The sequence below is a fragment of the Mycolicibacterium iranicum genome (genome assembly GCF_014190915.1).
GTDB lineage: Bacteria > Actinomycetota > Actinomycetes > Mycobacteriales > Mycobacteriaceae > Mycobacterium > Mycobacterium iranicum_B.
Genome location: NZ_JACHVU010000019.1, coordinates 1 through 20,183 on the forward strand (window position 1 = coordinate 1; position 20,183 = coordinate 20,183).

Below are 20,183 nucleotides of genomic sequence, written 5' to 3' on the forward strand. Positions count from 1 at the left end.
ATCACGGTCGCTGCAGCGCAGCGCGGTGGTCAACACCCGTTTCCACGACGACTCGCCGAGGCGATGCGGTTCGGTCTCGGCACGCAGCCGCGCCAAGATCTGATGTTCCAGCGCCGGCACGCTGCGCAGCACCGTCGTCACCTCGGCCAGCAGCCCGACCAGCTCCCGATGCGACAACTCCTCACACGCCTTGCCCAACACCGCCAGCTGCTCGCCGATCACAGCGACCGCCTCCGACACCACCTCCATACATCGAACACTAGTTCGAACCACCGACAAATCCGGCGCGCAAGCTAGCGCTCACCCCTTGACCGAGCCGCAGAGATAAAAGTAAAGTCACTTTTACTTTCACTACGAGGAGATGGCCATGGAATCATTCGTCCACCTTCGAAAAGGCAAGACGCCGAAGCGGATCCACGCAGACCTCGACGGTCTCAAGGACGACGAGCTCGGCCGAGGCGGCTTCGTCGGCCGCACCGCCAACATGTACCGACGCAACGATCCGACCGCATACCGGGCCGTCGGGCCACTCCGCCCCACTGACGTGCTGAGCTCCGAGCTCAAGCCGAGCGACTCGACCGACGCCCACGGCGGCCCTCTGCTGATGTTCTCCAACGCCGACTGCCTGGTGCTGCTGTCCCGGCGCACCGAGGAGATGCCGTTCTTCGTCCGCTACGTCGACGGCGACCTGCTCTCGTTCGTGCACCGCGGATCCGGTTCGCTGGAAACCGAACTCGGGCCGCTGGACTACCGGCAGGGCGACTGGATCTACATCCCGAAAGCCTGCACGTGGCGCCAGATCCCCGCCGAGGAGACGACGCTCCTGATGGTCCAGGCCACCGAGGAGTTCCGCGTGCCGCCGCCGGGCGCGCTGGGCCGGCACTTCCCGTTCGACCCGGCCCAGGCCGTGATCCCGGAACCGCAACCCATCGACGACGGCGTGGGCCCGCACCACGACGGGGAGTACGAGGTCCGCCTGATCCACGAAGGCGGCCCGACAAGCCTCTTCTATCAACACCATCCGCTCGACGTCGAAGGCTGGCGGGGCGACAACTTCCCCTTCACCTTCAACATCGAGGACTACACGGTGATCGCGTCGGACAGTGTCCACCTGCCTGCCAGTGTCCACCTGTTCATGGAGGCGACCGGGGTCTACATCATGAACTTCCTGCCCAAGCCGGCCGAGTCCGCGCCCGGCACCGAGCGCACTCCGTGGTACCACCGCAACGTCGACTTCGACGAGATCGCGTTCTTCCACGACGGGTCCCTCTACGGCATCCCGATGCCCCCGGGTCTGGTCTCCCACGCCCCGCAGGGCGTGCATCACGGTGCGCCGGAGAAGGCGCGCGAGAGAGCACGACGCAAGTTCGACGAGTACGACCGGGTCGACTGGTCGGTGATCGCGGTGGACACCCGCCGTCGACTGGTGCCGTCGCCGGAGATCCTCGCGAACGACCTGGGGCAGCACTAGTGGGTGGCGAGGCGACCAGGCACGAATACGACCGCATCCCCTATCTGGTTGCCTATCAGAACAATTCCGGCGTCCGCGATGTCTACGGCGGCGTCGCGGAGCTGGTGGTGCTGGAGAGCTACCTCCTGAAACCGAAGGCGGTGGAGTCCGACACCGTCCTGGTGTTCATGCATCCGATCGGCGGCGGCGCGTATCTGCCGATGATCAACGCCCTGGCCCGAGCCGGCCACCACGTCATCTATTGCAACAGCCGGTTCCGCGGCACCGACTCGGCGCTGCTCATGGAGAAGGTCGTCGAGGACCTCGGCGAATGCATCAAGGATGCCAAGAACCGGCTCGGCTACTCCAAGGTGGTGCTGGCGGGCTGGAGCGGCGGCGGCTCCCTGTCGGTGTTCTATCAGCAGCAGGCGCAACATCCGACGGTCACCGCGAGCCCGTCCGGCGACGGCCCGGACCTGACGACGCTGGGGCTCATCCCCGCCGACGGCATCATGCTGCTGGCCGCCCACATCAGCAGGCACGGCACGATGACCGAATGGATGGACGCCTCCATCCTCGACGAGTCGGACCCGACGAAACGCGATCCCGAGCTGGATCTGTACAACCCTGACAATCCGAATCAACCGCCGTACACACCGGAGTTCCTGGCGCGCTACCACCAGGCCCAGATCGACCGGAACCGGCGAATCACGAAGTGGGTGAAGGCAAAGCTCGCCGAACTGAAGGCTGCCGGCCGGCCCGACGACGAGTTCGCCTTCGTGGTGCACGGCACCATGGCCGATCCGCGCTGGCTCGACCCCACTGTGGATCCGAACGAACGCATCCCCGGAACCTGCTACCTGGGCGATCCTCAGGTGGTGAACATGAGCCCCGTCGGACTGGCACGGTTCTGCACGTTGCGCAGCTGGCTCTCGCAGTGGAGCTACGACGATGCCCACGGCGACGCCGTCAAGGCCGGCCCCGACATCGCCGTCCCCGCCCTGGTGATCGGCAACCTGGCCGACGACGCGTGCACGCCCAGCCACACCCGTCGGATCTTCGACGCGATCGGGCACCAGGATAAGGAGATGCACGAGATCGCCGGGGCGAACCACTACTACGCAGGACCCGACCAGCGCGACAAACTCGGCGAAGCCGTCGGCATCGTCACCGACTGGCTCACGCGGCACGGTTTCGCGAGCGCACGGTGACGACCGGACCGCTCGACGGCATCCGGGTGCTCGAGGTCGGAACGCTGATCTCGGGGCCGTTCGCCGGTCGGCTGCTCGGCGACATGGGCGCCGAGGTCCTCAAGATCGAACCGCCCGGCGCCCCGGATCCGTTGCGCACCTGGGGTCAGGCCGAATTGGACGGGCACCACTTCTTCTGGACGGTCCACGCGCGCAACAAGAAGGCGGTGACGCTGAACCTGCGCGTCCCGCAGGGCCGGGACCTGTTCCTCGATCTGGTCGAGCGCAGCGATGTGATCGTCGAGAACTTCCGGCCCGGCACGCTGGAGAAGTGGGGGCTGGGCTACGACGTCCTCCGCGAACGCCACCGCGGCATCATCCTGGTGCGGGTGTCGGGGTACGGCCAGACCGGACCCGAAGCCCACAAGGCCGGCTACGCCTCGGTCGCCGAGGCCGCCAGCGGGCTGAGGCACATGAACGGATTCCCCGGCGGACCGCCGCCGCGCCTCGCCCTTTCCCTGGGTGACAGCCTCGCCGGGATGTTCGCCGCACAGGGCGCGCTCGCCGCGCTCTACCGGCGCTCGGTCACCGGCGAGGGCCAGATCGTCGATGCGGCCCTGACCGAATCGTGCCTGGCGGTACAGGAATCGACGATCCCCGACTATGACGTCGGCGGCGTCGTCCGCGGCCCGTCCGGCACCCGCCTCGAGGGCATCGCGCCGTCCAACATCTACCCCACCGCCGACGGCAGCTGGGTCGTCATCGCCGCCAACCAGGACACCGTGTTCCGCAGGCTGTGTGCGGCGATGGACCTCCCCGACCTGGCCACCGACGAGCGGTTCGCCGACCACGTCGCCCGCGGCCGCAATCAGGACGAGCTCGACTCGATCATCGGGGCGTGGGCCATCGAACGCGAGCCGGCCGACATCATCTCCACGCTGTCGCAGGCCGGCGTCATCAGCGGGCCCATCAACACGGTCGCCGAGGTCGTCGAGGACCCGCAGCTGCAGGCGCGCGGCATGATCGCCGACCATTGGGACGAGCGCATCGGCCGAAACGTCAAGGGCCCCGGCGTCGTACCGGTGCTCTCGGAGACTCCGGGGACCATCCGCAGCGCCGGTTCGTCCCGGCCGGGGCAGCACAACGTCGAGGTGTACTGCGGGCTGCTCGGTCGATCCGAGACGGAACTCGACGCCCTACGACGGGAAGGCGTGCTGTGACCGGACTGCCCACCCACGTCGACATTCGCGATGTGTCGATGCGCGACGGACTGCAGATCGAGGCGCCGATCCCGTTGTCGGCCAAGCTGGAACTGCTCGCCGCGATCGCCGCCACCGGTGTGCGGGAGATGGAGGCGACGGCCTTCGTGTCGCCGTCGAAGGTGCCGGCGCTCGCGGACGCCGCCGACCTCGCCGCCGAACTCCACAACTTTCCCGGCATCGAGTTCTCCGCGCTGGTGGCCAGCCCGAACGGAGCGAAACGCGCCATCGCCGCGGGGCTGCGGTCCATCGAGTACGTGGTGTCCGCGGCCGACGGCCACAGTCGCGCCAATGTCGGACGGTCCTCGGCGGAGGCCACCGCGCAGATCCCGGAGATCGTCGCGATCGCCCACGACAGCGGCGTCACCGTCGAGGTCATCGTCGCGACCGCCTGGGACTGCCCGTTCGACGGACCGACTGCGCCACAACGGGTTCTCGACATCGTCACGGCGGCCGTCGACGCCGGCGTCGACCGTCTGGCCATCGCCGACACCATCGGCACCGCTACCCCGAGGCGGGTCGGCGAACTGGTGGCGGCGATCCGTCCCCGGGTCGGCGCGACGCCGCTGGGTGCGCATTTCCACAACACCCGCGGTGCGGGGTTGGCGAGTGCTTACGCGGCCGTGGGTGCCGGTGTCACCCGGTTGGACGCTTCGGTGGGCGGCCTCGGTGGGTGCCCTTTCGCACCGGGAGCCAGCGGCAACATCGCGGTCGAGGATCTGGTGTACTTGTTGCGGGACAGCGGTATCGGCGTCGACGTCGACCTCACCGCAGCCATCGAGGCGGCCCGCGTGGCACAGAACGCGGTCGGCCACGACCTCCCGAGCTCGCTGCTGCGGGCCGGCGACCGGATCCTCGGCTGACCGACCGTGCCGCCCGGACCGTCGGAGACGTTGAGCGCCAAAGGCCGTCAGACCCGTGACGCGATCGAGCAGGCGGCCCGCAAGCTGTTCGCGGAGCGTGGCTTTCACGGCACCACCCTCGGCGACATCACCTCGGCGGCGGGTAAGTCGCCGGCAGTGTTCTACCGCTACTTCGCCGACAAGGAAGACCTGCTGGCGGCACTGGCGGAGTCGTTCCTGCACGAGGTCGTCACACCCTCGGGGCTGCGCGTACCGCTGCCCGAATCCGCCGACGACGACGAATTCTTCACCATGGTGGTGACGGGCTACTGGACGATGTTCAAACAGAACATCGGGATCATGATCGCCGTTGCGCAGCTGGCTGCGACGCAGCCACGGTTCGCGTCGGTGCAGAACGAGTTCCGGCGTTTCGGGATGGACATCGTGGCCGCATCGGTGCGGCGCGCCCAGGAGCAGGGGTACGCCGCCGAGCTCAACCCCGAACACACCGCGGCAGCGATCGCGCTGCTGTTCGAGAACTTCACCACCGTGTTCGTGGGGTCGTCGGGCCTCGGTTTCGACATGGACGACCGGGACGCCATCGCGACGCTGTCCCAGATCTGGAAGAAAACGCTGTACGGGTACTGACCGAAGTCGTTCAAAGGAGAACCAGTGGATTTCAGCCTTCCCGACCACCTGCCGGGCCTTCTCGCCGAGATGGACGCGTTCATCGACGCCGAGATCACACCGCTGGAACGGGAACACATCCAGTACTTCGACAAACGCCGCGAGCACGCCCGCACCGACTGGGACAACGGCGGCGTCCCCCGGCGGGAATGGGAAGACCTGCTCGGTGAGATGCGCCGGCGCGCGGACGCCGCCGGGTGGCTGAGATACGGCCTCCCGTCGCAGTTCGGCGGGCGCGACGGCAGCAACATCGACATGGCCGTCATCCGCGAGCATCTGGCCCACAAAGGTCTGGGCCTGCACAACGACCTGCAGGATGAATCGTCGATCGTCGGCAATTTCCCGCAGGTGATCATGATGGACAAGTTCGGCACCGAGGACCAGAAGCGGGAGTGGACCGACGCGCTGATCACCGGTGAACGGTCCATGGCCTTCGGGCTGACCGAGCCCAATCACGGGTCGGACGCCACCTGGCTGGAGACCACCGCCGTCGCCGACGGAAGCGATTGGGTCATCAACGGCGCGAAGCGATTCAACACCGGTGTGCATCGCGCCACCCATGACCTGGTGTTCGCCCGAACCTCCGGCGATCCGGGACAGGCCCGCGGCATCACCGCGTTCCTGGTGCCCACCGACGCGCCGGGATTCACGGTGCCCTACTACTGGTGGACGTTCAACATGCCCACCGACCATGCCGAGGTGGAGTTGCAGAACGTCCGCGTCCCGTCCGATGCGATCCTCGGGGAGGTGGACCGGGGCCTGGAAGTCGGACAGACCTTTTTGCACGAGAACAGGATCCGTCAGGCGGCGTCCAGCCTGGGCGCGGCGCAGTACTGCATCGACAGGGCCGTCGCCTACGCCAACGACCGGAAGGTGTTCGGCAAGCCGCTTTCAACGAACCAGGCCGTGCAGTGGCCACTGGTCGAGCTGCAGACCGAAGCCCAGATGGTGCGTCTGCTGGTGCGTTTCGCCGCATCCGAGCTCGACCGCAACCACCACATGGAAGTGTCCGACAAGGTATCGATGGCCAATTACCGGGCCAACCGGCTGGTGTGCGAGGCCGCCGACCGCGCGATGCAGGTCTTCGGAGGGGTGGGCTACAGCCGGCACGAGCCGTTCGAGCACATCTACCGGCACCACCGCCGCTACCGCATCACCGAGGGCGCCGAGGAGATCCAGATCCGGCGGGTGGCGCAACGTCTCTTCGGGTTCGGGCGGCGGTCGTGAGCGCTGCACCGGCGAGGGGAAGGTGACTGGGTGACCACCGAACTGACGCAGGCTCTCGAACACGTCCTGCAGCCCGTGCTCGGGGATGTCGCCGTCGTCGACCTGAAACGTCTGACCGGTGGGGCGAGCAGAACCACCTGGGCGTTCACCTGCACGGGCGCCGAGGGGTCCCGCCGGCTGATCCTGCGGACCGGTGCCCGCGACGACATCCATGCCAGCATGGAACTCGAAGCCAAGGTGCAGCAGCGCGCGGCCGAAGCGGGTGCACCCGTCCCCCACATCCTGACCGCCGACAATTCAGTTGAGGCGGTGGGCAATCCGTTCCTGATCTGCGATGCCATCGACGGGGAGACGATCGTCCGCCGAATCTTCCGGATGCTCGACGAGGCAGGGCGGGCCCGTCTGCTCGGGCAGTGCGCCACGGCCCTGGCGGACGTCCACCGGGCGGACCCCGACGGCATCGGCCTGACCGCACCCGACGAGCTGGCGGGCTGGCGCACCCGGCTCGACGAGATCGGCGACACCACCGCGACATTCGAGTGGACCTTCCGGCGGTTGGCCGAGGAGCGGCCCGCCCCCTCACCGATGGGTGTCGTGCACGGTGACTTCCGGATGGGGAATCTGATCGTCGACGACTCCGGCCTGGCCGCGGTCCTGGACTGGGAACTGACCCATATCGGGGAGAGCTACGAGGATCTCGCATGGTTCTGCATCCGGGCGTGGCGGTTCGGCGCTCCCGAGTCACAGGGCGCCGGCGGGCTGGGCAGCGTCGAGACGTTCCTGCAGGCCTACGAGCAGGCGTCGGGAACGGCACTGGATCGTCGCGTGTTTCGCTGGTGGCTCACGGTGGCCACGCTGCGATGGGGGGTCATCTGCCGGCACCAGGCGGAACGGCATCTGTCCGGAGAGACACCGTCTGTCGAGCTGGCCGCGATCGGTCGTCGCGTCAGCGAGACGGAGTGGGACCTGCTCGATCTGCTCACCGGAAAAGGACCGCGATGAGCGAACTCACGGGACGACCGACCTCCGCGGAACTCGTTGCCGCCGTGGCGGATTTCCTCGACAACGACGTCCGCGCCGCCGGGGGGCAGATCGGCTTTCATGCCCGGGTCGCCGCGAACGTCCTGCGGATCGTCGAACGCGAACTGCTCGACCGGACCGCCGAGACGGTGCGCGAATCGTTCGACGGTCTCGGCGTCGACGACGAGGCGTCGCTCGCCCAGGCGATCCGAGAGGGTCGGCTCGACGATCGTCCCGAGGACGTGCTGCGGGTGCTTCGCACGCTGGTCCGGCACCGGCTGTCGATCGACCACCCGGGTTATGCCGACGAGCGATGAGCGCTCCGGCGGCCATCTGCGTCGGCCGCCCCGGCGGGTAGCGCAGCTCCGTGCGCCCCGGCCGGGGATTCACGGTCAGACCCGGCGCACCCGCGCCAGCCAGGCCGGTTCGTCGACCACCGTGCCCACCGGCAGGCCCAGGGTCTCGGTGTGCACCGGCGTGACCACGCCGCGGTAGGTCGTGGTGTCGAGCGCCTCGATGTCCCAGCCGTCGGCGAACGCGTCGCGCAGAGTGCTTTCGCTGACCTCGGGGCCGAGCCCGCGCCCTGTGTCGGACAGCGCCAGCACGTGCACCACCGACCCTGGCCGGGTCGCGGCGTACAGGCTCTGTACGTAGCGCGCACGGTCGCTGTCGTCGAAGATGTGGAACAGGGCGCTGTCGATGATGGTGTCGTAGGTCGCGGCGCCGAGGGTCAGCGCGTCAGCCACCTCGAACCGGGCGTCCACCCCGCGGTCGCGCGCGTTGCGACGGGCCTGCTCGACCGCCGTGGGCGCCCCGTCGACACCGACGACGTCATACCCCGCCGCGGCGAGCAGGAGGGTGTGTTCGCCGGTTCCGCAACCGACGTCGAGAACCCGCCCGGTGATCTGGCCGGCACGGTGCAGCCCGACGATGGCCGGTTGCGGTTCGCCGATGACCCACGGCGGAGTCTGACTCCGGTCCTTGTAGAAGTCGTCGAAACGGGAAAGGGTGGGTGTCAGATCCATACCGCGAGTCTTCAACCTGAACCGAAGTTGAGGTCAATACCCGATGGACACTCGGACAAACGTTGCCGATCGACTGTTCGGCGCGATCGAACGCAGCGACACTGCTGCCGTAGCGGACCTGTTCAGTCCGTCGATCGCCGTGTGGAAGAGCGGCGACACCCGGGACAACGACCACGTAAGGTCGGTCAAGATCATCGCCTGGTTCATCTCGGCCACCGCCGCCCGGCACTACGAGATCCTCGACCGCCGCCTCTTCGACGGCGGCTTCGTCCAGCAGCACGTCCTGCACGCCACCGCCCACACCGGGGCGTCGATCGCCCTGCGTGTCTGCATCGTCATCCTGGTCGGAGCGGACGGCCTCATCACCCGCATCGACGAATACTTCGACCCGGCCCAGATCCAGCCCCTACTGGCCGGGGCCGCATCCTGAGCCGGCGGCCCGGCATGTCCCGCCGAGTTCGGCACCCGGACAATCAGTTTGGTCACTCCAGAGACGACGATTCCCCCCGCGGCTAACATCGCGCGCATGGCTGTGCCGTCTCCCGACTCCTCCCGGTCGCCGGGACCGCTACGGATTCTGGTGTACAGCGACAACCCCAGAACCAGGGAGCAGGTCCGGCTTGCGCTGGGCAAACGCATCCATCCGGAACTGCCGGAGCTGAGCTATGTCGAGGTCGCCACCGGGCCGATGGTCGTCCGGCACATGGACGAGGGCGGCTTCGACCTGGCGATCCTGGACGGCGAGGCAGCTCCGGTCGGCGGCATGGGGATCGCCAAGCAGCTCAAGGACGAAGTCGAGGACTGCCCGCCGGTGCTCGTCCTCACGGGCCGACCGGATGACGCCTGGCTGGCCCGGTGGTCGCGCGCCGAAGCCGCGGTCCCCCACCCGATCGACCCGATCCGGCTCGGCGACGCCGTCGTGTCGCTCCTGCGCGCCGCCGTCTAGCCCGGAACGCTGGTCAAGATCACCTAAAAATGTTGCCGCGCTTAGTCATTCGAGGCCATGCGGCATCGCCGGACGGCGCCAATAGCGATACTAACCAAAATGCGTGGCTTGCATCTCAAACAGGGCTAGGCTGTGGGCTAGCTCACATCGACAGCCCCCGAGGAGCTGCTACGCAGTATGAATCTGTACACGCCGATCCTGGTGCTCGGAGCGATAGCTGCTGTGTTCGCCGTCGGATCGGTGGGGATCGCCCTGCTGATCGGGCCCCGGCGTTACAACCACGCCAAGCTCGAAGCCTACGAGTGCGGCATCGAGCCGATGGACCCGTCCGACCCTGCCGCCGCGGCCACCGGCCAACGGTTTCCGATCAAGTACTACCTGACGGCGATGTTGTTCATCGTCTTCGACATCGAGATCGTCTTTCTCTATCCGTGGGCGGTCGCATTCGACAATCTGGGCCTGTTCGCGCTGGTCGAGATGTTGTTGTTCATGGTCATCGTCTTCGTGGCCTACACCTACGTGTGGCGCCGAGGAGGTCTGCAATGGGATTAGAGGAGAAGCTCCCCGGCGGCATCCTGCTGTCCACGGTGGAGAAGGTCGCCGGTTACGTCCGGAAAGGCTCGCTGTGGCCGGCGACCTTCGGCCTGGCCTGCTGCGCGATCGAGATGATGGCCACCGCCGGGCCGCGTTTCGACATCTCGCGGTTCGGCATGGAACGGTTCTCGGCGACGCCTCGCCAGGCGGATCTGATGATCGTCGCAGGACGGGTGAGCCAGAAGATGGCGCCGGTGCTGCGTCAGATCTACGACCAGATGGCCGAGCCGAAGTGGGTGCTGGCCATGGGTGTCTGCGCGTCGTCGGGCGGCATGTTCAACAACTATGCGGTGGTGCAGGGTGTCGACCACGTGGTGCCCGTCGACATCTATCTGCCCGGTTGCCCGCCCCGGCCCGAGATGCTGCTGCACGCCATCCTGAAACTGCACGACAAGATCCAGGAGATGCCACTCGGGGTGAACCGCGAGGAAGCGATCCGCGAGGCCGAGCACGCGGCGATGGCTGTGACGCCGACGATCGAGCTGAAGGGCCTGTTGAGGTGATGGGCGGCGAAGAACAGACGGCACCGATGAGCGCGGACGGCACCGGCGACCCGGCCCCGGAGGTCATCGGGGTGCGTCGCGGCATGTTCGGCGTCAAGGGCAGCGGCGACACCTCCGGCTACGGGAGGTTGGTCCGCCCGGTGGCGCTGCCCGGCAGCAGCCCGCGGCCCTACGGGGGCTACTTCGACGAGGTCGTCGACGCGCTGGCCGCTGCTCTCGGCGAGGACGTCTTCGCCGAATCCGTCGAGCGGGTCGTGGTTTACCGCGACGAGCTGACCCTCGAGGTGACGCGCGCGCGTCTCGTCGAGGTGGCGCAGACGCTGCGCAACGACCCGGCTCTGCGGTTCGAACTGTGCCTGGGGGTCAGCGGTGTGCACTACCCCGGCGATACCGCGCGCGAACTGCATGCCGTCTATCCGCTGATGTCGATCACCCACAATCGCCGCGTGCGCGTGGAAGTGGCTGCTCCCGACGAAGATCCGCACATCCCCTCGCTGTTCGGGGTCTACCCGACCACCGATTGGCACGAGCGCGAGACCTACGACTTCTTCGGCATCATCTTCGACGGGCACCCGTCGCTGACCAGGATCGAGATGCCCGACGACTGGGTGGGACATCCCCAGCGCAAGGACTATCCGCTGGGCGGGATCCCGGTCGAATACCACGGCGCCGAGATCCCGCCGCCCGACCAACGGAGGGCCTACCACTGATGACCACTTCCCAGCGCCCACCCGAGCGTGTCGTCGTCGTCGGCGGCCAGGACTGGGACCAGGTCGTCATCGCTGCACGGCAGAACGCCGCCGAGCACGCCGGCGAGCGCATCGTGGTGAACATGGGCCCGCAGCATCCGTCCACCCACGGGGTGCTGCGGCTGATCCTGGAGATCGAGGGCGAGACGATCGTCGAAGCGCGCTGCGGCATCGGCTACCTGCACACCGGCATCGAGAAGAACCTCGAATACCGCACCTGGACCCAGGGCGTGACCTTCGTGACCCGAATGGACTATCTGTCACCGTTTTTCAACGAGACGGTGTACTGCCTGGGTGTGGAGAAGCTCCTCGGCGTCACCGAGGCGATCCCGGAACGGGCCTCCGTCATCCGGGTCATGATGATGGAGCTCAACCGCATCTCCAGCCACCTGGTCGCCCTGGCGACCGGCGGCATGGAGCTCGGCGCAATGACCGCGATGTTCCTGGGTTTCCGCGAGCGCGAGCTGATCCTCTCGGTGTTCGAAACCATTACCGGGCTGCGGATGAACAACGCCTACATCCGGCCGGGTGGGGTCGCTGCCGACCTTCCGGACGAGGGTCTCCCGCAGATCCGCGACCTGCTCACGCTGTTGCCGACGCGGCTGCGCGACATGGAGAACCTGCTCAACGAGAACTACATCTGGAAGGCCCGCACCCAGGGCATCGGCTACCTGGACCTCACCGGGTGCATGGCGCTCGGGATCACCGGGCCCGTACTCCGCTCCACCGGGCTGCCGCACGACCTGCGCAAGTCGCAGCCCTACTGCGGTTACGAGACATACGATTTCGACGTCGTCACCGACGACGGGTGCGACTCCTACGGCCGTTACCTCATCCGGGTCAAGGAGATGCGCGAGTCGATCAAGATCGTCGAACAGTGCGTGGAGAGACTCGAACGCCTCGCCGGCAAGCCCGTCATGATCACCGACAAGAAGCTCGCCTGGCCCGCCGATCTGAAGGTCGGGCCCGACGGGCTGGGCAATTCTCCCGAACACATCGCCAAGATCATGGGCCACTCGATGGAAGGCCTCATCCACCACTTCAAGCTGGTCACCGAAGGCATCCGTGTCCCGGCGGGCCAGGTGTACACCGCGGTCGAATCTCCGCGCGGCGAACTGGGCGTCCACATGGTCTCCGACGGCGGCACCCGTCCCTACCGGGTGCATTACCGGGACCCCTCGTTCACGAATCTTCAAGCGGTGGCAGCGATGTGCGAGGGCGGGATGGTCGCCGACGCGATCACCGCCGTCGCGTCGATCGATCCTGTGATGGGCGGGGTGGACAGATGACCGTATTCCTCGAGCTGGGTCAACGGCCGGACGAGCCCGGACCGCCGATCCACGGCACGGCAACCTATCCCGGCGACGTGCTGGACCGCCTGTCGGTGGACGCCGCGACGATCATCGGCCGTTACCCGCAGTCCCGCTCCGCACTGCTGCCGCTGCTACACCTGGTGCAGGCCGAGGACGGATGCCTGACCCCCGCCGGAATCAGCTTCTGCGCCCGGCAATTGGACCTCACCGACGCCGAGGTGACCGCCGTCGCGACGTTCTACTCGATGTACCGCCGGACACCCACGGGTGAGTACCTGGTCGGGGTCTGCACGAACACGCTGTGCGCCGTCATGGGCGGCGACGCGATCCTCGACAGTCTCGAGGCCCACCTCGACCTGCGTCCCGGCCAGACGACCGCCGACGGCATGGTCACCCTCGAACATGTCGAGTGCAACGCCGCCTGCGACTACGCCCCGGTGGTGATGGTCAACTGGGACTTCTTCGACAACCAGACACCGTCTTCGGCACGCGACCTCGTCGATGCGCTGCGCGCCGGCGAAAGGCCGACGCCCTCCCGCAGCGGAACACTGTGCACGTTCCGGGAGACCGCCAGAACCCTTGCCGGCCTTCCCGATTCGGCGGGGGCGCCCGGTGCCGGCCCCGTGGGTGATGCCACCCTGGTGGGGCTGCGCTTCGCCCACGAGCACGAGATGGCGGCGCCGTCCGCCGGCGCCCCCACCGACTCCGTGTCGGGACAGTCCAGCGACGAGGCCGACGCCGCCGAGGCGGTGAAGAACGAGCCCGCCCCCGGCCCCGAGGCCAGCGTCCCCGCCCGGTCGGCGACCGAGGAAACCGACCCTAAAGCCGCGGCAACCGACACGGACACCGACGCGGGCCCCGAGACCGACGGAGCGGATTCCCGATGACGTCGCTGACGCCTGTGCTGAGCCGGTTCTGGGACGAACCCGAGCCCTGGTCGTTGCAGACGTACCGCCGCCATGGTGGGTACGAGGCACTGGCGCGCGCCCTGGCGGTGAGCCCCGACGAGGTGATCACCACGGTCAAGGACTCCGGCCTGCGCGGGCGCGGCGGAGCGGGTTTCCCGACCGGGACGAAATGGTCCTTCATCCCCCAGGGCGATGAGGGTGCGGCGGCCAAACCGCACTATCTGGTGGTCAACGCCGACGAATCCGAACCGGGGACGTGCAAAGACATCCCGCTGATGATGACGACGCCGCACTTCCTGGTGGAGGGCGCCATCATCGCCGCCTACGCCATCCGGGCCCACCACGCCTTCATCTATCTGCGCGGCGAAGTCGTCCCGGTGCTGCGGCGGTTGCAGGCCGCGGTCGCCGAGGCGTACGCCGCGGGCCATCTGGGCTCCGACATCCACGGCTCGGGTTTCGATCTGGAGCTGGTCGTGCACGCCGGAGCGGGCGCCTACATCTGCGGCGAGGAGACGGCGCTGCTGGACTCCCTGGAGGGCAGGCGCGGTCAGCCGCGACTGCGGCCTCCCTTCCCCGCCGTCGCCGGCCTCTACGCATGCCCGACGGTGGTCAACAACGTCGAATCCATCGCGAGCGTCCCCCCGATCCTGCTCAACGGTGTCGACTGGTTCCGTTCCATGGGATCGGAGAAATCACCCGGGTTCACGCTGTACTCGCTGTCGGGTCACGTCACCAGGCCGGGGCAGTACGAGGCCCCGCTGGGCATCACGCTGCGTGAGCTGCTGGACTACGCGGGCGGCGTGCGCGCCGGCCACGAACTGAAGTTCTGGACACCCGGCGGCTCGTCCACCCCGCTGCTGACCGCCGAACACCTCGACGTGCCACTGGATTACGAGGGTATGGCCGGCGTCGGCTCCATGCTCGGCACCAAAGCGCTGCAGATCTTCGACGAGACCACCTGCGTCGTGCGGGCCGTGCGGCGCTGGACGCAGTTCTACGCGCACGAATCCTGCGGCAAGTGCACACCGTGCCGGGAGGGCACCTACTGGCTGGCCCAGATCTACGAGCGGTTGGAGACGGGCGCGGGCACCGAGGCAGACCTGGACAAGCTCCTCGACATCGCCGACAACATCTTCGGCAAGTCGTTCTGCGCCCTGGGCGACGGTGCCGCGAGTCCGATCGTGTCGTCGCTGAAGTACTTCCGCGGTGAGTACGAGGCGCACCTCGATCCCGCGGCCGCGGGATGCCCGTTCGATCCTTATGCCTCGATGCTCGTCGCGCCGGAAGGGGTGGGTGCATGACCCTCGCTGAGAGTGACCAGGCGGCGCCGCCGGTCGAGATGATCACCCTCACGATCGATGATCACGAGATCAGCGTTCCCAAGGGCACTTTGGTGATCCGGGCCGCCGAGTTGATGGGTGTGCAGATCCCCAGATTCTGCGACCACCCGCTGCTCGATCCCGTCGGTGCGTGCAGGCAGTGCCTGGTCGAGGTCGAGGGTCAGCGCAAACCACTGGCGTCGTGCACGACGACCGTCTCACCGGACATGGTGGTGCGAACCCAGTTCACGTCCGAGGCCGCCGACAAGGCCCAGCACGGCGTGATGGAGCTGCTGCTCATCAACCATCCGCTGGACTGCCCCGTCTGCGACAAGGGTGGCGAGTGCCCCCTGCAGAACCAGGCCATGTCCAACGGACGCACCGAGACCCGCTTCGAGGACGTGAAGCGCACCTTTCCCAAACCGATCAACATCTCGTCGCAGGTGCTGCTCGACCGGGAACGGTGCGTGCTGTGTGCCCGGTGCACGCGGTTCTCCGACCAGATCGCCGGCGATCGCTTCATCGATCTGCTGGAACGCGGTGCGCGCCAACAGGTGGGCATCGCGCCCGGAGAACCGTTCCAGTCGTACTACTCCGGCAACACCGTGCAGATCTGCCCGGTGGGGGCCCTGACCGGAACGGCGTATCGGTTCCGCGCCCGACCGTTCGATCTGGTCTCCAGCCCCAGTGTCTGCGAGCACTGTGCCTCCGGTTGCGCGCAACGCACCGACCACCGGCGCGGCAAGGTGCTGCGGCGGCTGGCCGGTGACGACCCCGAGGTCAACGAGGAATGGAACTGCGACAAGGGCCGGTGGGCGTTCACCTATGCCACGGCCGGAGACCGCCTCACCACGCCGTTGGTCCGCGAAGACGGCGCGTTGCGCCCCGCCTCCTGGTCTGAGGCGCTCGGGGTGGCAGCGGCGGGCCTGGCCGCGGCAGCCGGGAGGGCCGGCGTACTGGTCGGGGGGCGCTCGACGTCCGAGGAGTCCTACGCCTACGCGAAGTTCGCCCGGATGGTGCTGGGCACCAACGACATCGACTTCCGCTCGCGGCCGCACAGCGCCGAGGAAGCAGACTTTTTGGCCGCGCAGATCGCGGGCCGTCCGATGACCGTCACCTATTCCGACCTCGAGAGCGCCCCCGCCGTACTGCTGGCCGGGCTCGAGCCCGAAGAGGAGTCCCCCATCGTCTTCCTCCGGCTGCGCAAGGCCGTCCGCAAGCGGGGACTGCAGGTGATGTCGGTGGCGCCGTGGGCAAGCCGCAGTCTGGGCAAGCTCTCGGGACGGCTGATCAGGACAGCTCCGGGCGGTGAGGCGGCGGCGCTGAACGCGTTGTCCGACGACGGCCTGCTCGTTCTGCCGGGGTCGCTGATACTTCTCGGCGAACGTCTCGCGACATCACCGGGCGCGTTGTCGGCGGCCGCGCGGCTCGCGGAGTCGACCGGAGCCCGCCTGGCCTGGATCCCCCGCCGCGCCGGCGACCGCGGCGCAGTGGAGGCGGGAGCGCTACCCAACCTGCTGCCCGGCGGGCGGCCCGTCGACGACGTCACCGCCCGCGAACAGACCGCTGCGGCATGGCATGTCGACGGTCTGCCCACCTCCCCCGGCCGGGACACCCTGGGAATCCTGGCCGCCGCCCGCGACGGCGCACTCGACGCACTGCTGATCGGCGCCGTCGACGTTGAGGATCTCCCGGACCCACAGGCCGCGCTCGGCGCGCTCGACCACACCCCGTTCGTCGTGAGCCTGGAACTGCGGCACAGCGCCGTCACCGCACGCGCCGACGTCGTGTTCCCGGTGGCGCCCGTGGTAGAGAAGGGCGGGTCGTTCCTCGACTGGGAGGGTCGTTCACGTCCCTTCGAGCCGGCACTGCAGACCAATGCGGTCAGCGATCTGCGGGTCCTGACGATGATCGCCGACGAGATCGGAGTGGACCTCGGCCTTCCGAGCGCCTCGGCGGCCGCCGAGGAGCGGGGTCGCCTCGGGCTGTGGTCGGGTGCGCGTCCGGCGGCCCCCGCCGTCCCGGCCTCGCCCGCAGCACCCGACGCCGGTCAGGCGGTCCTGGCCGGTTGGCGGATGCTGCTCGATGCGGGTCGGCTGCAGGACGGCGAACCGTACCTCGCCGGGACGGCCAGGACGCCGGTACTGCGGCTGTCCGCGGCGACAGCGATCGAAATCGGCGTCGTGACGGGCGATCTGGTGACGGTGAGCACGCCGCACGGGGCCCTCACGCTGCCGTCGGAGATCACCGACATGGACGACCGTGTGGTGTGGGTGCCATTGAACTCGCCGGGCAGTCATGTCCACCGGACGCTGGGCGTGACGGCCGGGGCCGTGGTCTCGATCGGACGGGGGCGGCCGTGACCTATCCCGATCCGACGCTGTTCGGCCACGATCCGTGGTGGCTGATCCTGGCCAAAGCGCTGGGTATCTTCGGCTTCCTGGTACTGACAGTCCTCACCGCGATCCTGCTCGAACGCAAGATCCTGGGCCGCATGCAGTTGCGGTTCGGCCCGAACCGGGTCGGCCCGCGGGGGCTGCTCCAGTCACTGGCCGACGGGGTCAAACTCGCGCTCAAGGAGGGACTCATCCCGGCCGGGGTGGACAAGTGGATCTACCTCGCCGCGCCCGTCATCTCGGTGATCCCGGCGTTCATGGCGTTCGCCGTCATCCCGTTGGGCGGCGAGGTCTCGATTCTCGGCCACCGCACCGCGCTGCAGCTCACGGATCTGCCCGTCGCAGTGCTCTACATCCTGGCCGTCACCTCCATCGGCGTGTACGGCATCGTGCTCGCGGGCTGGGCGTCGGGCTCGGTGTACCCGCTGCTGGGCGGGCTGCGGTCCTCGGCACAGGTGGTCTCCTACGAGATCGCGATGGCGCTGTCGTTCGCCGCGGTGTTCCTGTACTCGGGCACCATGTCGACGTCGGGGATCGTCGCCGCCCAGAACGACGTCTGGTATGTGTTCCTGCTGCTGCCGTCGTTCCTGGTGTACCTGACGTCCATGGTCGGCGAGACCAACCGTGCGCCTTTCGATCTGCCCGAAGCCGAAGGCGAGCTCGTCGGCGGTTTCCACACCGAGTACTCGTCGCTGAAATTCGCGATGTTCATGCTGGCCGAATACGTGAACATGACGACCGTGTCGGCGTTGGCGACCACGCTGTTCCTGGGCGGGTGGCACGCACCGTGGCCGATCAGCATCTGGGACGGCGCCAACACCGGGTGGTGGCCGCTGCTGTGGTTCACCGCCAAGGTGTGGCTGTTCCTGTTCTTCTTCATGTGGTTGCGCGCAACACTTCCCAGGATGCGCTACGACCAGTTCATGGCGCTGGGCTGGAAGCTGCTCATCCCGGTGTCGCTCGGTTGGATTGCGATCGTCGCCACCACCCACGCCCTGCAGGACCGCGGTTATCCGACCTGGGTGACTGCGGCGATCGGGTTGGCGGTCGTCGCGCTGTTCGCCGCCGTGCTGACGGCATGGCGCAGGATGCGGGCCCGCAGGATTCGGAAGGAACCGGCGCTGCCCGCAGCGCCGGCGGACGAGGGCGCCTTCCCGGTGCCACCGATACCGGTGAAGGAGCATGCCGATGCCTAGATTCCTCGACGCCGTCGCCGGGTTCGGTGTCACGTTCGGCTCGATGTTCAAGAAGCCGGTCACCGAGGAGTACCCCGAGAAGCCGGGACCCGTCGCAAAGCGCTATCACGGCCGTCACCAATTGAACCGCTACGCAGACGGTCTGGAGAAGTGCATCGGGTGCGAGCTGTGCGCATGGGCGTGCCCCGCGGATGCGATCTTCGTGGAGGGGGCCGACAACACCGACGCCGAACGTTTCTCCCCCGGTGAGCGTTACGGCCGCGTCTACCAGATCAACTACCTGAGGTGCATTGGATGCGGGTTGTGCATCGAAGCGTGCCCGACGCGCGCGCTGACGATGACCAACGACTACGAGATGGCCGACGACAACCGCGCCGACCTGATCTACGGCAAGGACAAGCTGCTCGCCCCGCTCGCGCCGGGGATGGAGGCTCCGCCGCATGCGATGCAACCCGGGTGCACCGACGACGACTACTACCGGGGCAATGTCCTGGGCACCATCGCGCCTTCGGCTTCCGAGGCCGCGCAGTGACCGAGACGATCCTGTTCTGGGTGATGGCGGCGGTGGCCGTAGCGGGTGCGCTCGGCGTCGTCGCGGCGCCGAAGGCCGTCTACTCGGCCATCTCGCTGGCGATGACGATGATCGCGCTCGCCGTTCTGTACATCGCCCAGGATGCGCCGTTCCTCGGGGTCGTGCAGATCGTCGTCTACACCGGCGCGGTCATGATGCTGTTCCTGTTCGTCGTGATGCTCATCGGCGTCGACTCGTCGGAATCGCTGGTGGAAACGCTACGGGGACAACGCGTTGCCGCCATCGCGGTCGGCGTGGGCTTCGGCGTCCTGCTGGTCGCCGGGATCGGCAACGTCTCGGTCGCCGGGTTCGTGGGGCTCGACCAGGCCAACGCCGGAGGCAATGTGGAGGGACTGGCCTCGCTGATCTTCACGCGGTATTTGTGGGCCTTCGAGCTGACCGGTGCGCTGCTGATCACCGCCGCGCTGGGTGCCATGGTCCTCGCGCACCGGGAACGCTTCGAGCGCCGCAAGACCCAACGCGAACTGGCGGTGGAACGATTCGCTCCCGGCGGTCACCCGACCACGCTGCCGAACCCCGGCGTCTACGCCCGGCACAACGCCGTCGACGTTCCCGCCCGGCTGCCCGACGGCTCCGGATCCGAGTTGTCGGTCAGCGCGATCCTGCAGGTGCGCGAGGTGCCGACCCAGGACGATGTCACCGGCCGGGACGGCGGCCGCTGATGAATCCCGACAACTACCTCTACCTGTCCGCGCTGCTGTTCACCATCGGCGCTGCCGGAGTGCTGCTGCGCCGCAACGCGATCGTCATGTTCATGTGCGTCGAATTGATGCTCAACGCGGCCAATCTCGCGTTCGTCGCGTTCTCGCGGATGCACGGTCACCTCGACGGCCAGGTGGTCGCGTTCTTCACGATGGTGGTCGCGGCGTGCGAGGTCGTCATCGGGCTGGCGATCATCATGACGATTTTCCGGACCCGGCGCTCCGCAAGCGTCGACGCGGCCAGCCTGCTGAGGCACTGAGACCCC

The 20,183-nt window shown here is 67.8% G+C and carries 22 protein-coding genes and 1 pseudogene; 21 read left to right on the plus strand and 2 right to left on the minus strand.

From position 1 onward, the window contains the following. Positions 1-249 (minus strand): annotated as a pseudogene (locus FHR72_RS24955) (HNH endonuclease signature motif containing protein); the annotation flags it as partial. A 118-nt stretch (positions 250-367) separates the two neighbouring features. Here FHR72_RS24955 and FHR72_RS24960 point away from each other — a divergent pair. Genes FHR72_RS24960 through FHR72_RS24995 form a run of 8 tightly spaced genes read left to right on the plus strand, consistent with a single transcriptional unit; the run spans position 368 to position 7,992 of the window. Further along, positions 368-1,471 (plus strand): homogentisate 1,2-dioxygenase, encoded by a 1,104-nt coding sequence (locus FHR72_RS24960; RefSeq protein ID WP_183473814.1) that lies wholly within the window; start codon positions 368-370, stop codon positions 1,469-1,471. Further along, positions 1,471-2,661 carry an alpha/beta hydrolase gene (locus FHR72_RS24965; protein ID WP_183473817.1) on the plus strand — a complete coding sequence of 397 codons (1,191 nt, stop codon included), beginning with the start codon at positions 1,471-1,473 and terminating at the stop codon, positions 2,659-2,661. Before FHR72_RS24960 ends, FHR72_RS24965 begins: the two co-directional genes overlap by 1 nt. Further along, positions 2,658-3,860: a CaiB/BaiF CoA transferase family protein gene (locus FHR72_RS24970; RefSeq protein WP_183473821.1), complete on the plus strand. Its 1,203-nt coding sequence runs from the start codon at positions 2,658-2,660 to the stop codon at positions 3,858-3,860. Before FHR72_RS24965 ends, FHR72_RS24970 begins: the two co-directional genes overlap by 4 nt. Next, positions 3,857-4,762, plus strand: a complete 906-nt coding sequence (locus tag FHR72_RS24975; RefSeq protein WP_183473824.1) for a hydroxymethylglutaryl-CoA lyase — start codon at positions 3,857-3,859, stop codon at positions 4,760-4,762. Before FHR72_RS24970 ends, FHR72_RS24975 begins: the two co-directional genes overlap by 4 nt. 6 nt (positions 4,763-4,768) lie before the next feature. Continuing rightward, a complete protein-coding gene (locus FHR72_RS24980; RefSeq protein WP_183473827.1) occupies positions 4,769-5,389 on the plus strand; it encodes a TetR/AcrR family transcriptional regulator in 621 nt (206 codons plus the stop codon). Between the two features lie 24 nt (positions 5,390-5,413). Continuing rightward, entirely contained in the window at positions 5,414-6,655 is a 1,242-nt protein-coding gene (locus FHR72_RS24985; RefSeq protein WP_183473830.1) for an acyl-CoA dehydrogenase family protein, read from the plus strand. A gap of 30 nt (positions 6,656-6,685) precedes the next feature. Continuing rightward, the gene (locus FHR72_RS24990; RefSeq protein ID WP_396888518.1) at positions 6,686-7,657 is read left to right on the plus strand and encodes a phosphotransferase family protein; all 972 of its coding nucleotides are present in this window, start codon (positions 6,686-6,688) and stop codon (positions 7,655-7,657) included. Next, positions 7,654-7,992: a DUF6285 domain-containing protein gene (locus FHR72_RS24995; protein ID WP_183473833.1), complete on the plus strand. Its 339-nt coding sequence runs from the start codon at positions 7,654-7,656 to the stop codon at positions 7,990-7,992. Before FHR72_RS24990 ends, FHR72_RS24995 begins: the two co-directional genes overlap by 4 nt. 75 nt (positions 7,993-8,067) lie before the next feature. On the opposite strand, the gene FHR72_RS25000 is transcribed toward FHR72_RS24995, so the two are convergent. After that, entirely contained in the window at positions 8,068-8,700 is a 633-nt protein-coding gene (locus FHR72_RS25000) for a class I SAM-dependent methyltransferase (protein ID WP_183473836.1), read from the minus strand. Between the two features lie 43 nt (positions 8,701-8,743). On the opposite strand from FHR72_RS25000, the gene FHR72_RS25005 reads away from it, so the two are divergent. The 13 genes from FHR72_RS25005 to nuoK all read left to right on the plus strand — a co-directional run bounded on the left by FHR72_RS25005 (position 8,744) and on the right by nuoK (position 20,177). Further along, the gene (locus FHR72_RS25005) at positions 8,744-9,130 is read left to right on the plus strand and encodes a nuclear transport factor 2 family protein (RefSeq protein WP_183473839.1); all 387 of its coding nucleotides are present in this window, start codon (positions 8,744-8,746) and stop codon (positions 9,128-9,130) included. A gap of 96 nt (positions 9,131-9,226) precedes the next feature. Further along, positions 9,227-9,646: an Rv3143 family two-component system response regulator gene (locus tag FHR72_RS25010; RefSeq protein ID WP_183473842.1), complete on the plus strand. Its 420-nt coding sequence runs from the start codon at positions 9,227-9,229 to the stop codon at positions 9,644-9,646. A gap of 177 nt (positions 9,647-9,823) precedes the next feature. Further along, entirely contained in the window at positions 9,824-10,198 is a 375-nt protein-coding gene (locus FHR72_RS25015; RefSeq protein WP_183473845.1) for an NADH-quinone oxidoreductase subunit A, read from the plus strand. After that, positions 10,189-10,743 carry a NuoB/complex I 20 kDa subunit family protein gene (locus FHR72_RS25020; protein ID WP_183473848.1) on the plus strand — a complete coding sequence of 185 codons (555 nt, stop codon included), beginning with the start codon at positions 10,189-10,191 and terminating at the stop codon, positions 10,741-10,743. The genes FHR72_RS25015 and FHR72_RS25020 overlap by 10 nt, the downstream gene beginning before the upstream one ends. 26 nt (positions 10,744-10,769) lie before the next feature. Then, a complete protein-coding gene (locus FHR72_RS25025) occupies positions 10,770-11,453 on the plus strand; it encodes an NADH-quinone oxidoreductase subunit C (RefSeq protein ID WP_183473851.1) in 684 nt (227 codons plus the stop codon). Continuing rightward, complete coding sequence (gene nuoD / locus FHR72_RS25030) at positions 11,453-12,781, plus strand: NADH dehydrogenase (quinone) subunit D (RefSeq protein ID WP_183473854.1); 1,329 nt, start codon at positions 11,453-11,455, stop codon at positions 12,779-12,781. The genes FHR72_RS25025 and nuoD overlap by 1 nt, the downstream gene beginning before the upstream one ends. Then, positions 12,778-13,692: an NADH-quinone oxidoreductase subunit NuoE gene (gene nuoE / locus FHR72_RS25035; protein WP_183473857.1), complete on the plus strand. Its 915-nt coding sequence runs from the start codon at positions 12,778-12,780 to the stop codon at positions 13,690-13,692. Before nuoD ends, nuoE begins: the two co-directional genes overlap by 4 nt. After that, on the plus strand, positions 13,689-15,014 hold the full coding sequence (gene nuoF / locus FHR72_RS25040) for an NADH-quinone oxidoreductase subunit NuoF (protein ID WP_183473860.1): 1,326 nt from the start codon (positions 13,689-13,691) through the stop codon (positions 15,012-15,014). Before nuoE ends, nuoF begins: the two co-directional genes overlap by 4 nt. Further along, entirely contained in the window at positions 15,011-17,395 is a 2,385-nt protein-coding gene (locus FHR72_RS25045) for an NADH-quinone oxidoreductase subunit G (protein ID WP_183473864.1), read from the plus strand. The genes nuoF and FHR72_RS25045 overlap by 4 nt, the downstream gene beginning before the upstream one ends. Further along, positions 17,392-18,624: an NADH-quinone oxidoreductase subunit NuoH gene (nuoH, locus tag FHR72_RS25050; protein WP_183473866.1), complete on the plus strand. Its 1,233-nt coding sequence runs from the start codon at positions 17,392-17,394 to the stop codon at positions 18,622-18,624. Before FHR72_RS25045 ends, nuoH begins: the two co-directional genes overlap by 4 nt. Further along, entirely contained in the window at positions 18,617-19,156 is a 540-nt protein-coding gene (nuoI, locus tag FHR72_RS25055; protein WP_183473868.1) for an NADH-quinone oxidoreductase subunit NuoI, read from the plus strand. Before nuoH ends, nuoI begins: the two co-directional genes overlap by 8 nt. Before the next feature lie 23 nt (positions 19,157-19,179). Continuing rightward, on the plus strand, positions 19,180-19,878 hold the full coding sequence (locus tag FHR72_RS25060; RefSeq protein ID WP_260156241.1) for an NADH-quinone oxidoreductase subunit J: 699 nt from the start codon (positions 19,180-19,182) through the stop codon (positions 19,876-19,878). Further along, entirely contained in the window at positions 19,878-20,177 is a 300-nt protein-coding gene (nuoK, locus tag FHR72_RS25065; RefSeq protein ID WP_183473872.1) for an NADH-quinone oxidoreductase subunit NuoK, read from the plus strand. The genes FHR72_RS25060 and nuoK overlap by 1 nt, the downstream gene beginning before the upstream one ends. Positions 20,178-20,183: the final 6 nt, after the last annotated feature.

Excerpts from the sequence above, each read along its gene's own strand:
- nuoF (WP_183473860.1), top strand. The coding sequence starts at position 13,689 with ATGACGTCGCTGACGCCTGTGCTGAGCCGGTTCTGGGACGAACCCGAG.
- nuoK (WP_183473872.1), top strand. The coding sequence starts at position 19,878 with ATGAATCCCGACAACTACCTCTACCTGTCCGCGCTGCTGTTCACCATC.
- FHR72_RS25005 (WP_183473839.1), top strand. The coding sequence starts at position 8,744 with ATGGACACTCGGACAAACGTTGCCGATCGACTGTTCGGCGCGATCGAA.
- FHR72_RS25020 (WP_183473848.1), top strand. The coding sequence starts at position 10,189 with ATGGGATTAGAGGAGAAGCTCCCCGGCGGCATCCTGCTGTCCACGGTG.
- nuoD (WP_183473854.1), top strand. The coding sequence starts at position 11,453 with ATGACCACTTCCCAGCGCCCACCCGAGCGTGTCGTCGTCGTCGGCGGC.
- FHR72_RS24960 (WP_183473814.1), top strand. The coding sequence starts at position 368 with ATGGAATCATTCGTCCACCTTCGAAAAGGCAAGACGCCGAAGCGGATC.
- nuoI (WP_183473868.1), top strand. The coding sequence starts at position 18,617 with ATGCCTAGATTCCTCGACGCCGTCGCCGGGTTCGGTGTCACGTTCGGC.
- nuoE (WP_183473857.1), top strand. The coding sequence starts at position 12,778 with ATGACCGTATTCCTCGAGCTGGGTCAACGGCCGGACGAGCCCGGACCG.
- FHR72_RS25010 (WP_183473842.1), top strand. The coding sequence starts at position 9,227 with ATGGCTGTGCCGTCTCCCGACTCCTCCCGGTCGCCGGGACCGCTACGG.
- FHR72_RS25025 (WP_183473851.1), top strand. The coding sequence starts at position 10,770 with ATGAGCGCGGACGGCACCGGCGACCCGGCCCCGGAGGTCATCGGGGTG.
- FHR72_RS25015 (WP_183473845.1), top strand. The coding sequence starts at position 9,824 with ATGAATCTGTACACGCCGATCCTGGTGCTCGGAGCGATAGCTGCTGTG.
- FHR72_RS25060 (WP_260156241.1), top strand. The coding sequence starts at position 19,180 with ATGGCGGCGGTGGCCGTAGCGGGTGCGCTCGGCGTCGTCGCGGCGCCG.
- FHR72_RS25000 (WP_183473836.1), bottom strand. The coding sequence starts at position 8,700 with ATGGATCTGACACCCACCCTTTCCCGTTTCGACGACTTCTACAAGGAC.
- FHR72_RS25045 (WP_183473864.1), top strand. The coding sequence starts at position 15,011 with ATGACCCTCGCTGAGAGTGACCAGGCGGCGCCGCCGGTCGAGATGATC.
- FHR72_RS24995 (WP_183473833.1), top strand. The coding sequence starts at position 7,654 with ATGAGCGAACTCACGGGACGACCGACCTCCGCGGAACTCGTTGCCGCC.